The sequence below is a fragment of the Streptomyces sp. NPDC051020 genome (genome assembly GCF_040683105.1).
GTDB lineage: Bacteria > Actinomycetota > Actinomycetes > Streptomycetales > Streptomycetaceae > Streptomyces.
In genome coordinates this window covers 1-14,605 of sequence record NZ_JBFBCG010000070.1, presented here as the reverse complement: position 1 = coordinate 14,605, position 14,605 = coordinate 1, and the positions used below count along the sequence as shown (strand labels likewise).

Annotated in this window: 12 protein-coding genes and 1 pseudogene; 7 read left to right on the top strand and 6 right to left on the bottom strand. The window is 70.1% G+C overall.

Features of this window, described 5'->3' with window-relative positions:
- Positions 1 to 48: 48 nt before the first annotated feature.
- The 3 genes from AB0N06_RS29400 to AB0N06_RS29390 form a co-directional block, all read right to left on the bottom strand.
- Complete coding sequence (locus tag AB0N06_RS29400; protein WP_366137714.1) at positions 49 to 1,728, bottom strand: NAD-dependent malic enzyme; 1,680 nt, start codon at positions 1,726 to 1,728, stop codon at positions 49 to 51.
- Positions 1,729 to 2,407: 679 nt separating this feature from the next.
- Complete coding sequence (gap, locus tag AB0N06_RS29395) at positions 2,408 to 3,406, bottom strand: type I glyceraldehyde-3-phosphate dehydrogenase (protein ID WP_366137713.1); 999 nt, start codon at positions 3,404 to 3,406, stop codon at positions 2,408 to 2,410.
- 103 nt (positions 3,407 to 3,509) lie between these two features.
- Positions 3,510 to 4,466, bottom strand: coding sequence for a helix-turn-helix domain-containing protein (locus AB0N06_RS29390; protein ID WP_366137712.1), 957 nt, complete (start codon positions 4,464 to 4,466; stop codon positions 3,510 to 3,512).
- Between the two features lie 337 nt (positions 4,467 to 4,803).
- On the opposite strand from AB0N06_RS29390, the gene AB0N06_RS29385 reads away from it, so the two are divergent.
- Complete coding sequence (locus AB0N06_RS29385; RefSeq protein ID WP_366137711.1) at positions 4,804 to 5,718, top strand: class II fructose-bisphosphate aldolase; 915 nt, start codon at positions 4,804 to 4,806, stop codon at positions 5,716 to 5,718.
- Positions 5,719 to 5,868: 150 nt separating this feature from the next.
- Here AB0N06_RS29385 and AB0N06_RS29380 read toward each other — a convergent pair whose 3' ends face one another.
- Positions 5,869 to 7,134 carry a DUF6596 domain-containing protein gene (locus tag AB0N06_RS29380; RefSeq protein ID WP_366137710.1) on the bottom strand — a complete coding sequence of 422 codons (1,266 nt, stop codon included), beginning with the start codon at positions 7,132 to 7,134 and terminating at the stop codon, positions 5,869 to 5,871.
- A complete protein-coding gene (locus AB0N06_RS29375; protein WP_366137709.1) occupies positions 7,131 to 7,502 on the bottom strand; it encodes a YciI family protein in 372 nt (123 codons plus the stop codon). The genes AB0N06_RS29380 and AB0N06_RS29375 overlap by 4 nt, the downstream gene beginning before the upstream one ends.
- A gap of 257 nt (positions 7,503 to 7,759) precedes the next feature.
- On the opposite strand from AB0N06_RS29375, the gene AB0N06_RS29370 reads away from it, so the two are divergent.
- The 4 genes from AB0N06_RS29370 to AB0N06_RS29355 all read left to right on the top strand — a co-directional run bounded on the left by AB0N06_RS29370 (position 7,760) and on the right by AB0N06_RS29355 (position 13,166).
- A complete protein-coding gene (locus AB0N06_RS29370; RefSeq protein ID WP_366137708.1) occupies positions 7,760 to 9,253 on the top strand; it encodes an MFS transporter in 1,494 nt (497 codons plus the stop codon).
- 520 nt (positions 9,254 to 9,773) lie between these two features.
- Positions 9,774 to 11,402 (top strand): IS200/IS605 family accessory protein TnpB-related protein, encoded by a 1,629-nt coding sequence (locus AB0N06_RS29365; RefSeq protein ID WP_366137738.1) that lies wholly within the window; start codon positions 9,774 to 9,776, stop codon positions 11,400 to 11,402.
- Between the two features lie 40 nt (positions 11,403 to 11,442).
- Positions 11,443 to 11,862 carry a YciI family protein gene (locus tag AB0N06_RS29360; protein WP_366137707.1) on the top strand — a complete coding sequence of 140 codons (420 nt, stop codon included), beginning with the start codon at positions 11,443 to 11,445 and terminating at the stop codon, positions 11,860 to 11,862.
- Positions 11,835 to 13,166 (top strand): sigma-70 family RNA polymerase sigma factor, encoded by a 1,332-nt coding sequence (locus AB0N06_RS29355; RefSeq protein WP_366137706.1) that lies wholly within the window; start codon positions 11,835 to 11,837, stop codon positions 13,164 to 13,166. Before AB0N06_RS29360 ends, AB0N06_RS29355 begins: the two co-directional genes overlap by 28 nt.
- A gap of 82 nt (positions 13,167 to 13,248) precedes the next feature.
- Here the strand turns inward: AB0N06_RS29355 and AB0N06_RS29350 are convergent, their stop codons facing one another.
- The gene (locus tag AB0N06_RS29350) at positions 13,249 to 13,968 is read right to left on the bottom strand and encodes a VOC family protein (protein ID WP_366137705.1); all 720 of its coding nucleotides are present in this window, start codon (positions 13,966 to 13,968) and stop codon (positions 13,249 to 13,251) included.
- A 31-nt stretch (positions 13,969 to 13,999) separates the two neighbouring features.
- On the opposite strand from AB0N06_RS29350, the gene AB0N06_RS29345 reads away from it, so the two are divergent.
- Both AB0N06_RS29345 and AB0N06_RS29340 read left to right on the top strand, forming a co-directional pair.
- Entirely contained in the window at positions 14,000 to 14,341 is a 342-nt protein-coding gene (locus AB0N06_RS29345) for a penicillin acylase family protein (RefSeq protein ID WP_366137737.1), read from the top strand.
- A gap of 20 nt (positions 14,342 to 14,361) precedes the next feature.
- Positions 14,362 to 14,605: pseudogene (locus AB0N06_RS29340) on the top strand (serine/threonine-protein phosphatase); the annotation flags it as partial.

Genomic DNA, 14,605 nt, shown 5'->3' with positions numbered 1-14,605 from the left:
GAGGGGGAGTCTGCGGGTGCGCGCCAGAAGCTTCCTGGTGGCGCGCGGTCATGACACGCCGCCGTCGTGGTAGACCGGCTGCCACATCGCGTCCTGCACGGCCTGCACAGGGTCGTCGACGGCGGCGGTGGCGACCCCGTCGGCCTGGGCCGCCTCGACCACGGCAACGGCCACAGCGGCCGAGGAGGCGCGCAGGTCGGCCACCGGGGGCAGCAGGGACGCCCCGGGCTCGCTGACGTCCACCTGCCGGGTGACGGCCTCGGCGGCGGCGAGCAGCATGCCGTCGGTGACCCGCTCGGCGCGGGACACGACGGCACCCAGCCCCAGGCCGGGGTAGAGAAGCGCGTTGTTGGCCTGGCCGATGGTGTGGGTGACACCCTTGTACTCCACGGGCTCCACCGGGATGCCGGTCGCCACCAGCGCCTTCCCCCCGGACCAGGCGATGATGTCGGCGGGCATGGCCTCGATGCGCTCGGTCGGGTTGGAGAGCGGGAAGATGATCGGCCGCTCGGCCGCCTCGCTCATCGCCTCGACGACCTCACGGGTGAACGCGCCGTGCGCGGTCGAGGTGCCGATGAGGATGGTCGGGCGCGCCCTGCGTACGGTGTCCAGCAGGGAAGGGGCGCCGTGCGGGTCAATGGCCCAGTCGGACACGTCCGCGGCGCGCCGGGCGTAGGGCTGCTGGTAGTCGCGCAGTCCGCTCATGTCGTCCGTGAGCAGGCCCTGCTTGTCGACGAGCCAGATCCTGCCGACGGCCTCATCGAGGGCCGCGCCGTCGCGCACCATCGCATCACGCAGTTCGTCGGCGATCCCGACGCCCGCGGTGCCGGCACCGAACACCACCACCCGCTGCTCCCGCATCGGCACGCCCGTGATGCGCAGCGCCGACAGGACGGCGCCGATCGTGATCGCTCCGGTGCCCTGCAGGTCGTCGTTGAAGATCCGCATGCGGTCCTGGTACGTCTCCAGGATGCGGCGGGCGTTACCGGGCCCGAAGTCCTCGAAGTGCAGCAGCGCGTGCGGGAAGTGCCGGGAGGCGGTCTCCAGGTAGGTGCGAATGAAGGCGTCGTACTCGGCGCCGCGACGCCGGGAGTGCCGGTTGCCGAGGTACAGCGGGTCGTTGAGCAGCGTCTCGTTGTCCGTTCCCACGTCGAGCGAGACCGGGATCACTCGGGTCGGATCCACCCCTGCGGCAGCCGTGTAGACCGCCAGCTTGCCGACCGAGATCTGAATGCCGCCCACGCCCCAGTCGCCTATCCCGAGGATCTCCTCGGCGTCGGTGACCACGATCAGGTCGACGTCGTCCGGGCCCAGCCCGAGCCCTGTGAACGCCTCCTCCACCTGCTGCGGTTCGTCGATGGACAGGAACAGTCCCCGCGGCCGGCGGTACTCGTGGCTGTACCGCTCGATCGCCACCCCGACAGTGGGGTCGTAGACCACCGGAAGCAACTCCGGCAGGTGATCCATCAGAACTTTGAAGTACAGCGTCTCGTCGCTGTCGTGCAGCTCCTCCAGGAACACATTCTTCGCCAGGTCATCCGGCTGTGCCTGCAACTGCCGATGGGCCCGCTCGGCCTGCTCGTCCAGGCTCAGTACGGCCGCGGGGAGCCGCCCGGTGATACCCAGCGCCGTGCGCTGCTCCCGGGTGTAGGCGACGCCGCGATTCTGCGCCGGGTCGTCGAGAACACTGAGACCACGGCCGTGCTGCTGGTGCGTGCTCTGGGACATGGATTTCTCCCGCGGCTAGGTGCGCGCCCAGGCACGGGCGCCCTGCGCCCCCAAAAGACAAGCGTAGATACTCCAGCAGTCGATGGCGATTTGGCGGGCCAGGGGTGCGGAGGCGGATCCGGACACCGGTGATCACCGACTGGTGTGCGGACGAACGAAGATCAGACGGTGGCCGCAGGCCATAGCGCAGATCCCGCCCGCCGGCTGGAGGTGTTCGACGGCCTGACGGGCCCGATCGCGGGCCGCGAGAACGCCACCGAGACGTTCCTGGCTGCGGAGCGCGACCTCCTGACTGAAGTCTTCCCGAACAGAACGGCCGAGGAGCGCCATGTGATCGGCCCGGCTTTGTTCCTGATGACCTGTGGGAACGTAGAGCGCCGCCAACTCCGTTTCTCTGCTTGTTCATTGCGCGACGGGGCAAAGCTTGCCGGGAGGGGCAGCAGGTGGCGGGGGCGATGCTGAGGCCGTGCTCGGTGAGCACAGAGCGGCCGCATGCCACGGGCTGGCCTCTCACAGTGTCTGCACGGCCCGAACCCGTTCGACCGCCATCCGGCGCCGCACGGCACCGATCGCCCCAGCCACCGCAGCCGGGGCGATCCAGACACTCGCCGCACCAGAGCGCCAACGGGAAGTGCCGGGCAGCGCGGTCTTTGGCGGTGGGCGCCGTCCCGGCGTCCGCTCAGCGACCGGCGAGCAGCGTGACCGTGTCGATCACGCGGTTCGAGAAGCCCCACTCGTTGTCGTACCAGGCGACCACCTTGACGTGGCGCCCGTCGACCCGGGTGAGGGCCGAGTCGAAGATCGACGAGGCCGGATTGCCCATGATGTCGGATGAGACCAGCGGGTCGTCCGAGTACTCGAGCACGCCGGCCAGCGACCCCTGTGCCGCGGCGCGGTACGCCGCCAGCACCTCGTCGCGCGTCACGTCGCGCGTCACGGTCGTGTTGAGTTCGACGATCGAGCCCACCGGAACCGGCACGCGGATCGAGTCGCCCGACAGCTTGCCGTCGAGGTTCGGCAGCACGAGACCGATCGCCTTGGCGGCACCCGTCGTGGTCGGCACGATGTTGACAGCGGCGGCGCGGGCGCGGCGGGCGTCGCGGTGCGGACCGTCCTGCAGGTTCTGCTCCTGCGTGTAGGCGTGCACCGTCGTCATGAAGCCGTGCTCGATGCCGGCGAGCTCGTCCAGTACCGCGGCCAGCGGCGCAAGCGCGTTGGTTGTGCACGAGGCGTTCGAGATGATCGTGTGCAGATCCGGGTCGTACGCGTCGGTGTTGACTCCGAACGCGAGCGTGACATCAGCACCGTCCGACGGTGCGGTGACAAGCACCTTCTTCGCGCCCGCGTCGAGGTGGGCGCGGGCGGCCTTGGCCGACGTGAAGCGGCCGGTCGCCTCGAGCACGATGTCGACGCCGAGCTCGGCCCACGGCAGTTGCCCCGGTTCGCGCTCGGCGAGCACCGCGACGCGACGGCCGTCGACGACGAGGGCGCTTCCGTCGACCGTCACCGGGCGACCCAGCCGGCCGGCCGTGGTGTCGAAAGCGAGCAGCCGCGCAAGAGTGGCGGGCTCCGTGAGGTCGTTGACGGCAACGACCTCGAGGTCGTCGCCGCGTTCGAGCAGCGCGCGCAGCACATTGCGTCCGATGCGGCCAAATCCGTTGATAGCGATGCGAGTCATGAGCGATGTCCCTTCTGTTCGCCATCAGGTTCGCGCCCGGCATCCGCCCGCGACAGCGGCGTGATCGCCATGGTTCAAAAGGATCTCGCCACGTGAAGGCAGGCTATTCACCCTTGGTGAAGGTGCGCCGGTACTCGCTCGGCGTGGTGCCGAGGATGCGCTGGAAGTGCAACCGCAGATTCGCACCGGTGCCGAGACCGACGTCGGCGGCGATCTGCTCGACGCTCCGCTCCGAACGCTCGAGCAGCTCACGGGCCACGTCGATCCGGGCACGCATGACCCACTGCATCGGCGTGTACCCCGTGTCTTCGACAAAGCGTCGCGAGAACGTGCGGGGCGACACCGTCGCATGCCGGGCGAGCGCCTCGAGGGTGAGGGGCTCGCCGAGCCGGTGCAGCGCCCACTCGCGGGTGGCGGCGAACCGCTCGCCGAGCGGCTCGGGCACGCTGCGCGGCACATATTGCGCCTGGCCGCCGCTGCGGTAGGGGGCCGCGACCAGGCGCCGGGCCGCGTAGTTCGACGCGGCAACCCCGAGGTCGCCGCGCAGAATGTGCAGGCACAGGTCGATGCCTGAGGCGGCGCCGGCCGACGTCAGCACGCTGCCCTCGTCGACGAACAGGACGTTCTCGTCGACCTGAACGAGCGGATGCTTCGCCACAAGCGCCCGCGTGTAATGCCAGTGGGTCGTGGCGCGCTTGCCGTCGAGCAGCCCCGTGGCGGCGAGCGCGAACGCGCCCGTCGAGATGGCGGCGAGCCGGGCACCCCGGTCGTGGGCGGCGATCAGCGCGTCGATGACGGCCTGCGGCGGGTCGTCGCGGTCCGGGAACCGGTAGCCGGGGACGAAGACGATGTCGGCCCACGCAAGCGCGTCGAGCCCGTGGGTGACGTAGTACGACAGGCCGTCCCCGCCGGTCACGAGGCCGGGTGCCGCGCCGCACACCCGCACCTCGTACGGCATGCTCGCGCGGGTCGTGAAGACCTGCGCAGGAATGCCGACATCGAGTGGCTTCGCACCATCGAGCACAAGGACGGCGACGCGATGAAGGCGGGAGGCTGGCACGGGAAAGAGGGTACGCGGCGGTGTGGCTCGGCTTCGATGCACCGGGTCAGCCAACCGCCGATGCTCAAAAAAGCGTGACCGGCACACTTATTGCGCAACTTCAATCACGCATGGGTGGAAACTATGGGCCCCGTCCGAGGCGCTGTCAAGGCTTCACCCGACCCCACTTTCCCGCCGCCTGTCAGCTGATCCGGCTTACCTGTCGCCTCGCCTGCGGCCGCCCCGCCCCGGCCGAGTGCGCACTCATGCGTGAATGCGACCCTTTGCAAGCACGTGTAATCATGAATACCCGCGCCCTGTAGTCCGGGGCACCCAGCGTGCTGCTTTGGAGGCTCCCTTGACGCTCGCAGCCATCGGCCCGATGCTCTCCGACGGCCGGGCGCACCACCGCCCTGTCGCCGCCTTCGACGCCCACACGTTCGAGCACCTCCAGGCAATCGTGGCGGGGGCGGAACTGGCGGGCAGCGGTGTGATCATCCAGATCGGCGAGACGGCGGTGGACCATCACGGCGGGCACCTCGCGCCACTCGCCCGGGCCGCCGCCGAGATGGCGCGCACTGCCACCGTGCCGATCGGGCTCCACCTGACGAAGGTGCGCAGGACCGCACTGCTCGCCCAGGCAGCGCACTGCGGCTTCGGCTCGATCATGTACGACGCCGGTCATCTCTCCTACGCCAGAGCCGTCGCCGTGACTCGGGACGCGGTCTCGTGGGCGCACGAGCAGGGGCTCTGGGCGGAGGCGGAGGTGGCGGACACCGGCGGCCGCGAGGGTCCACGCGCCGCACGGACCGGCACGTCGCCCTGTCCGCACGGAGCGCACCTCGCCCCCGGGACAGCCCAGGAGTTCGCCGACGCCACCGGCGCCGACGCCCTTGTACTCAGCGGCGAAAGCCACCCCTTCGGCACCTGCACGGCGGATGACCACCGCTCGCTGCTCACCGGGCTGCGGGCAGCGGTGAACGTGCCCCTCGTCCTTCGGGAGTTGTCCGCGGCGAACCCGGAAGAACTGAGGGCAGCGGTCGTCGCGGACGTGGCCAAGCTCGGCTTCGGGCGCGCTCTCGACCCCGCGATGACGCGGGCGCTGCGCGACGGGCTCGCGGCGGGTGGCACGCAGGACCCGGCCGCCTGCCTCGCCGCCGCCCGCCGGGCGATGGCGGACGTGGTCGCCCGCCTCATCCAGACCCTGGAGGGCCCGGACACCGGGCCGAGCCCGTGCTCCCCTGCTGCACAGCACCACGCCGGACGGCATTGACGCCTGACGGGCCGGCTCGCCCCCGGCGACAGGCGCTCATGTCCTGCGCCGGACCTCAGTACCGCCCTTCGAACCGGCCGTTGTCACACGTGGTCGGCTTCTGTGGAGACCACCGGTCCCGAGGCGGACTCGCAACGGAGTCCTCGCGGCTCACTGGCTGTGACTCGGCACTGTATTGACCGCAAAACCTGTGGTGCAAAGGCGTGTCACCCGGCTGGCCCGGGACTCCAGGTAGCGTTGCTCGGCGATGCTGGCGGTGGACTTCGCGGCGCGCCGGTAGTGCTCGTACGCCCCGGCCGTGTCGCCGGTCTTCTCCAGCAGATGCGCCCGTACGGACAGCAGCCGGTGATGCCCGGCCATCCGCTCGTCATTGTCCAATGTGGACAGCAGGGCCAGCCCGGCCGGCGGGCCCTCGGTCTCGGCGAGCGCGATAGCCCGGTTGAGGGTGACCATTGGGTTGGGGGCGATCCGTTCCAGGATCAGGTAAAGCGTGTGCACCTGCGGCCAGTTGGTCTCCTCGGCCGTGGCCGCGTCGGCGTGCGTGGCGGCGATGGCGGCCTGCAGCCGGTAGGGCCCCAGCGCCGGGCCGGCCAGCGACGCCTTGACCAGCTCGATGCCCTCGTCGATCAGCCCGCGGTCCCACTTCGTACGGTCCTGCTCGTCCAGCGGCACCAGGTCTCCGGCCGCCGTCGTACGTGCCTGACGGCGGGCGTGGGTCAGCAGCATCAGCGCGAGCAGCCCGGTCACCTCGCCGTCCTCGGGCAGCTGCGCGTGCACCGTCCTGGCCAGCCGGATCGCCTCGTGTGCGAGATCGGCGCGGTGCAGTTCGCTGCCCGAGGAGGCGGTGTAGCCCTCGTTGAAGATCAGGTAGAGCACGTGCAGGACGACCCGCAGCCGCTCCTCGCGCTCCGCGCCGTCCGGCAGGCCGAACGAGCTGCCGGCGGCCTTGATGCGCTGCTTGGCCCGGCTGATCCTGGCCGCCATCGTGGCCTGCGGCACCAGGAACGCACGGGCGATCTCGGCAGTGGTCAGGCCACCGACCGCCCGCAGCGTCAGCGCGGTCTGGGAGGCCGCGGTCAGCGTCGGATGGCAGCACAGGAACAGCAGGATGAGCGTGTCATCGGTGTCCGGCACGTCCCCGGGCATCACCTCGGTGGCCGCCGCCGACTCCCGCTCACGGCGCGCGTGGTCACTGCGCATCTGGTCGATGAGCCGCCGGGACGCGACCGTCGTCAACCAGCCGCGCGGGTTGTTCGGCACTCCCTCGGCCGGCCACTGCACGGTGGCGGCGAGGACGGCCTCCTGTACAGCGTCCTCACACCCCTCGAACTGGCCGTGCCGACGTACCAACGTGCCGAGGACCTGCGGCGTGAGCTCACGCAGCAGGTCCTCGATGACGGGTTCTGGCGCTGTCATGCCTCCAATTGTCCGTCAGCGAACATGACCTGCCGCACCTCGACGCCCAGACCCTCGATCGCGGTGTCCGGGATCTGCGCCGCCAGTTCGATCGCCCGCTCCTTGTTCTCGCAGTCGATCAGGTAGAAGCCGCCCAGATACTCCTTGGACTCCAGGAAAGGTCCGTCGGTCACCACCGGCTGGCCGCCTCGTACGGTCACCACGACGGCCTGTGACGGGTCGACCAGCGCCTGCGTGGTGATCAGCTCGCCGGACTTCTTCAGCGCCTCGATGAACGTGCCGTGCCCCTCACCGATCGCCGCCTTCTCCTTGTCGGCCAACGCGTCCAGCACTGCCGGGTTGATGTGCATGCTGATCAGGAACTGCATCTCGTACTCCTTGTGGTGCGCGGGCCCCGGCCGGGCCCTTCGATCGGTTGGTCGGAGCCGCCGCCGTCGTCTTGACATACCTCGCCGAAAAGTTCGCACGAGTTTTTCGCCGTCGCATCGCCCGGACCGCGAGGTCGTCATGTCCGGTGACGCCCCACCGTGGCAGACGCGAGAGATTTCCGTCCGTACCGATGTCAAGAAGCTCCCGACCGCTCCGACCAACCGGCGAAACGTCAAGAGAACAGGGAGTTTCCGATATGCGGGTCAACCGGGCATGGCTGGGACTGGTCGTCCTGGCGCTGCCGACATTGCTGGTCGCGTTGGACATGACGGCGTTGCTCCTCGCGCTCCCACAGCTGAGCGCCGACCTGGGTGCCGGCAACGTCCAGCAGCTGTGGATCAGTGACAGCTACGGATTCATGGTGGCCGGCATGGTCATCACGATGGGTACGCTCGGCGACCGGATCGGCCGCCGACGGCTGCTGATGATCGGCGGAGCGGCGTTCGCGGTGCTGTCGGTCGTGGCGGCCTTCGCGGTCAGCCCGCTGATGCTGATCGTCGCGCGTGCGCTGCTGGGCGTCGCCGGTGCGACCCTGGCGCCGTCCACCCTTGCCTTGATCACCAACATGTTCCGCGACGAACGCCGACGCGGGCAGGCCATCGCGATCTGGGCGACCTGCCAGTTCGCCGGCGGCGCGCTCGGACCCGTACTCGCCGGATTCCTGCTCCAGCACTTCTGGTGGGGGTCGGTGTTCCTGGTCGCCGTGCCGGCGATGGGGTTGCTGCTGCTCGCCGGGCCGGTCCTGCTGCCGGAGTTCCGCAACGACCAGGCCGGCCGGCTGGACCCGGTCAGCGTCGGTCTTTCGCTCGCGGCGGTGCTCCTGATGGTCTACGGCATCAAGCAGCTGACCCTCCAGAGCGCGCCGGTCGTGCCCGCGGTGGCCCTCGTCGTCGGCGCGGCCATCGGATTCCTGTTCGTGCGCCGGCAACTGCGGCTTCAGACGCCGCTGCTGGACCTGCGGCTGCTGCGCAACCGCCCGTTCACGGCCGTACTCGTCGCGCTGGTCTTCGCCGGCATCGCCATGGCCGGTACGGGCCTGCTGGTGACCCAGTACCTGCAGGGCGTGCTGGGCTTCTCTCCGATCGTGTCGGCGGTGCTGTTCGCACCCATGGGCCTGGGCGTCGCGGTCGGCACCATGGCCGCGCCGACGCTGGCCCGGCGGATGAAGCAGACGACCGCGATCGCCGGCGGGCTGGCGGGGTCGGCGCTGGGCAGCCTGCTGCTGGTCGGTGTCGACGGTGCGGGCAGCCTGCCGCTGGTGATGACCGGCATCGCCGTACTGGCGCTGGGCACCGGCCCGCTGTTCGCGCTGGGCACCGGGCTGGTCGTCGGATCCGTACCGCCACAGCGCGCCGGCTCGGCGGCGTCGATGTCGGAGACCGGCAACTACTTCGGCGGTTCGCTCGGCTTCGCGCTGCTCGGAGTGGTGGCCGCAGTGGTCTACCGCAGCCGGATGGACGGCACGTCCGACTCGCTGGCCGACGCGGTCGCCGCCAGCCGGCACCTTCCCGCCGGCCAGGGCGCTCAACTGCTGCACACCGCGCGGGAGGCGTTCACCGCCAGTCTGCACGTCACCGGCGTCGTCGCCGCGGTCATCTTCGCCGGGCTGGCCGTACTGATCCTGACCATGCGCCCGGCAACCCGGACCACCCAGGCCGCACTCCCCGACTACGAGGTGACTCACTCATAGAACCCGCCGAGGCCGACGCCGTGGCCCTCGGTCGCCTCGCTGGACCGGGCGCTCGCCGAGACCGAGGAGGTCGCGTGAGCCCTGGCCGCACCGGATGAACCACGTCGGTGTGGGCGCCGCGGCAACCACTGCGAGCGAACGCCCGCTCCGACACACGTTCGGCCGCCCGAGGACCAGCTCACTCATGGTGCGCGGCGGCGGGCGGCGACAGGGCGGCGCAACAGCGCCGATGCAGTTGTCGAGGTGACCGTTGCCCCCATGTGCCGGTCGGTCTTTAGTCGTGGGCGGAGTCAGGCCGTCTGCTGTGTCGATCCGCGACTACGCCGTTCGACCTGGGATAGAGAGGGTTGCGAGCTGCTGTCGGTTTACTGAGCCGGAGTGAGTGGTGGTGTGCGGGAGTGAGTCCTGGCGGTGTATTCGCGGGGGTGGGAATGGGGGTTCTGGGGCCGAATGGGTGACCTTGGTGGCTGCTGCTCGTTGGGTCGGGTGGCAGGTGTCCGGCCTGGGAGGGGGTGACGTGGTGGGTGGTCTGCGGACGTTGGCCGTGCCCTTCGTGGTGCCCGGGCCTTGCGGGGTGGCGATCCGGGACCGTCTCAAACACCTCACCCCCCACGACGAGATGGTGCTGCGCACCGTCGGCGAGCATCAGGGTGCGCTGGCTTCGCGTGATCTCAAGGCTCGCTGTGCTGACGGTCTGGAGCACGGTGCGGACACGTGGGCGGCGCGTAAGCGGGAGCTGACGGTACTGTCGTCGTCGCGGATCGCGGGTGCGATCACCAAGGCCACGCACGATCAGTGGGCGCTGGCCCGCCGATGCCAGGCGGCGCACATCCAGACGCTGGAGGCCGGGATCAAGATGCTGCGGCAGCGTCTGTCCCTCCCGATCGGCAAGCGTGGAACGAAGCGGGCCGTGGGCGGCTACCACTCCAAGGGTGAGTGGTTCCGCAAATCCCGCCGTCTCGCAGCCCTGGAAGACCGGCATGCTGCTGCGGTTGGTGAGTGGCAGGCAGGGCGGGTGCGGGTGGTACGGGGCGGCAAGCGTCTCCTCAACACCCGCCACCATCTTGCCGAGGCCTGTCTCACCGAAGGCCAGTGGCGACAACGGTGGGAGGCGGAGCGCTGGTTTCTTGCCGCGGATGGTGAGTCGGGGAAGCGGTTCGGGAACGAGACGATCCGCGTCACCCCGGACGGCGAGGTCAGCATCAAGCTGCCTGCTCCGCTCGCGCACCTGGCCAATGCCAGGCACGGCCGGTACGTCCTCACCACCCGGATCGCGTTCGCGCACCGGGGTGCGGAGTGGGCCGACCGCATCGAAGCGAACCGGGCCGTCGCCTACCGCATCCACCTCGACACCCAGCGCGGCCGCTGGTACCTCACCGCATCCTGGCAACGCCCCGTCGTGAAGACCATCCCGCTGGAGGCCGCCCGCGCCCGGGGCGTGCTCGGCGTCGACACCAACGCCGATCACTTCGCCGCCTACCGGCTCGACCGGCACGGCAACCCCGTCGGCGGGCCCCGGCGGTTCTTCTACGACCTGTCCGGCACCGCCGGTCACCGCGATGCACAGATCCGCCACGCGCTGACCCGCCTGATCAACTGGGCGGGGCGTGTCGGGGTTGCGGCGATCAGTATCGAAGACCTCGACTTCACCACCGAGAAGACCCGCGAGAAACACGGCCGCAGAAAACGGTTCCGGCAGCTCATCTCCGGCATCCCGACCGGCAAGCTCAAGGCCCGGCTCGTCTCCATGGCCGCCGAACACGGCCTTGCGATTGTCGCGGTCGACCCCGCCTACACCTCCCAGTGGGGTGCCCAGCACTGGCAGAAACCGCTGGCCACCCCGCACCGAAGGATGTCCCGTCACGATGCTGCCGGTATCGCGATCGGACGGCGCGCCCTTGGGCACCCGGTCCGGCGACGGACGGCACCGCCCCCGCACGACCGGAGCGATCGTGCGGGGCATCGGACCATCCAGGCCGAACCAGGTGACCGGGGACGTGAGGGAACCCGCCCACCCACAACGGACCGGCCCCCTGGAGGGCCGTCGCCGAGCGGGCAGCGAAAGCGGGAACCCAGCGCATCCAACACCGTTCGGGATGCGCCCAGTACGCAACAGTGGGTCCAGGACTCACTTACGCACACTGGCTAGGAACGGTCGAGAGGCGACCGCTGTATCAAGGAGACCGAAGATGGCGAAGCACATGCTGATCATGCGAGGCACGGACGAATCCGTCGCGAAGATGATGGACACACCTTTCGAGGAGATGCTCGAGACGGTGGGCCGCTTCAACGAGGAGCTGATCAGGGCGGGCGTGCTCGTCGCCGCCGAGGGGCTGGACGACCCGTCCCAGACGGTGGTGGTCGACTTCAGCGGACAGACCCCGGTGGTCACCGACGGTCCGTACGGCGAGACGAAGGAGCTGTTCGGCGGCTTCTACGTGATCGACGTCGCTTCGAAGGAGGAAGCTGTCGAATGGGCCAAGCGGCTCCCGGCCATCACCGGCTCGAAGTGCGAGATCCGCCGCGTGCCGGGCATCGACGAGTTCCCGCAGGACAACGAGTGGATCATCAAGGAGCGGGCGTGGCGCGAGCGGACCGGCCAGCTCTGAGACCCGCGGCCGCCGGCGGCCCGCCGGGCGCCGAGGCGGCGCGGCGGGCCGCCGAGGCCCTCTGGCGGATCGAGTCCGCACGGATCGTCGGTGCACTGGCCCGCTACACCGGGGACTTCGCGCTCGCCGAGGATGTCGCGCAGGAGGCGTTGGCGGAGGCACTCGTCACCTGGTCGCGCAACGGCGCGCCGACCAACCCGGTGGGCTGGCTGCTGGCGACCGCACGGCGGCGGGCCATCGACGCCTTCCGCCGCAAGTCGGCACTCGGCGAGCGGTACGCCATGCTCGCGGGCCAGCTGGCCGAGGGCGAGTTCAGCTCGGGCGCGGTGTCCGCGCTCGGCCGGCCGGCCGACCTGCCGTGGGATCCCGACCGGGTCGACGACGACGTCCTCGCGCTCATGTTCACCGCCTGCCATCCGGTGCTCTCGCCCGAGGCCCGGGTGGCGCTCACACTGCGCGTGGTGGGCGGCTTGTCCAGCGAGGAGATCGCCCGGGCATTCCTCGTGCCCACTGCGACCGTCCAGGCCCGGATCACCCGGGCGAAGAAGACGATCGCCGCGGCGGGAGTGCCGTTCGAGCTGCCGCCGTCCGAAGAGCGGCGCGAGCGGCTCGGCGGTGTCCTGAGCGTCCTGTACGTGATCTTCACGGAGGGCTCGACGGCGACGACCGGTGACCGCCTGCTGCGCCCCGATCTCGTGTACGAGGCTGTTCGGTTGGCCCGGATGCTGGCCGCCCTGCTGCCCGCTGAGCCGGAGGTGTACGGACTGCTCGCGCTGTTCGAACTCACCGCCGCGCGCCTTCCGGCACGCACCGGACCCGACGGGGAGGCGGTGCTCCTGGAGGACCAGGACCGGCGTCTGTGGGACCGGTCGGCGATCCGTCGCGGTCTGGCCGTGCTCGGCCGGGCCACGGCTGTCGGGCGGGGCCTTGGACCGTACGGTCTGCAGGCCGCGATCGCCGCCTGCCACGCGACGGCACCCTCGGTGCAGGAGACCGACTGGGAGCGTGTCGTGCTCCTCTATGAGGCGCTCGGCCGCGTGGCCCCCTCACCCGTGGTCGAGCTCAACCGGGCCGTGGCCGTCGCGATGGCAAGCGGACCACGGCAGGCGCTGTGCATGGTCGACGAACTGGCCGTCTCCGGCCGCCTGTCGGGGTCGTACCTGCTTCCGAGCGTGCGCGGCGAACTGCTGACCCGGCTCGGCCGGACCGCCGAGGCCCGGGCTGAGCTGGAGCTCGCCGCCCGGCTGTGCCGCAACGCCCGCGAGCGGTCAGTGCTGCTGCGCAAGGCGGCCGCATTGGAGTGATGTCCACCCGCCCCATGCGGCCGCCTCGCCTCGCCCGGCCGATCGGCAGGACCGAATACGGCCCATCCGTACAGCAGCCCCGCTACCGGGGCTTGTGTACGGAGAACTCGTTGCCGTCGGGGTCGAGCATCAGCACCCGGCCGCCGTCGTTCTCGCCGATGTCGGTGCGCGTCGCGCCGAGCGAGATCAGGCGGTCGACCTCCGCTTCCCAGTCGGCGTCGGCGGGGAGCGCCAGCTCGAAGTACAGCCTGTTCGTGCCTGTCTTCGGCGCCACGGGAGGACCACCCCACGTGATCTTCGTACCGCCGTTCGGCGACTGGATCGCGGTCTCCTCGTCCTGGTCCCAGACCAGCGGCCACCGCAGCGCCTCGCTCCAGAAATAACCGACCGCCTGCGTACCGTCGCAGGCCAGCGCTCCGATGACGCCGGTGTCGGCGAGGAACTTGTTGCCCGCCTCGATGACGCAGAACTCGTTGCCGTCTGGATCGGCGAGCACCACATGCCCCTCTTCCGGGAGTTGGCCCACATCGATGTGCTTCCCGCCGAATTCCAGCGCCCTGGCCACCGTCTGCTGCTGATCCTCCGGGGAGGTGCTCGTCAGGTCGAAATGCGCACGGTTCTGGCCGATCTTCGGCTCCTGGCTCGGCAGGAAACGTACGCGGAACCCGCCGGGATCAGGAGGCAGGATCGCGACGTCGTCCGAACCGTCGGCCAACTCCCAGCCCAGGACCTCGGACCAGAACCGCGCCAGGCCCGACGGCCGGGTCGCATTGAAGCAGATCGCGAACAGTTGACTGGTCATACCCCGTGCATCTCCGATCCGCTGACGGTCGATACAGCGCCTCGTCCCTCCCGCGGGCGCAGCCCAGGGAGGCTACACGAAGAGGCATGACCGTGGCTTCCGGTTAAACCTCGTGCGCCGCACCGGAAGCGGCCGGGGCGCGGAGGTGTGGGGGCGCACCGCCGTGCCGTTGGACACCGCGTACCGCCACCTGGGGCCGGCCGCGGCGGCCCGCGCCGCGACCGAGCAGCTCGCCGGGCCGGAGCGGGACCTGCTGACCGCGTTCGCTGACGGGGTCAACGCCGCCTTCGCGCAGAAGCACTGCTCTCGGCCGTCACCCGATGCGCCCAGTACGCAACAGTGGGTCCAGGACTCACTCATGCACACTGGCTAGGAACGGTGCAGTGTAGGAGCATGAGCGTGTTGAGGCGGCGCTTTGCCGGCATGAGGCAGCCGTGGCAGTCGTTGGTGATCCCGGTCGCGCTCATCGTGGTGATCACGGTTTCGGATGCCGTGATCCCGGTCGATATTGTCCTCAGTCCGCTGCTGGTGATTGCGCCCGCGATCGCCGCGTGGTTCGGCGCCGGGCGTTGGACGACGGGCGGTATCGGGGCTCTGGCGGTGGTGGCCCAGGGGTTCATCGGCTGGCGCTTCGGTG

What these genes read in the sequence shown, in the direction of transcription:
- AB0N06_RS29400 (WP_366137714.1), bottom strand. Translation starts at nt 1,728, where the DNA reads ATGTCCCAGAGCACGCACCAGCAGCACGGCCGTGGTCTCAGTGTTCTC.
- gap (WP_366137713.1), bottom strand. Translation starts at nt 3,406, where the DNA reads ATGACTCGCATCGCTATCAACGGATTTGGCCGCATCGGACGCAATGTG.
- AB0N06_RS29360 (WP_366137707.1), top strand. Translation starts at nt 11,443, where the DNA reads ATGGCGAAGCACATGCTGATCATGCGAGGCACGGACGAATCCGTCGCG.
- AB0N06_RS29370 (WP_366137708.1), top strand. Translation starts at nt 7,760, where the DNA reads ATGCGGGTCAACCGGGCATGGCTGGGACTGGTCGTCCTGGCGCTGCCG.
- AB0N06_RS29350 (WP_366137705.1), bottom strand. Translation starts at nt 13,968, where the DNA reads ATGACCAGTCAACTGTTCGCGATCTGCTTCAATGCGACCCGGCCGTCG.
- AB0N06_RS29375 (WP_366137709.1), bottom strand. Translation starts at nt 7,502, where the DNA reads ATGCAGTTCCTGATCAGCATGCACATCAACCCGGCAGTGCTGGACGCG.
- AB0N06_RS29380 (WP_366137710.1), bottom strand. Translation starts at nt 7,134, where the DNA reads ATGACAGCGCCAGAACCCGTCATCGAGGACCTGCTGCGTGAGCTCACG.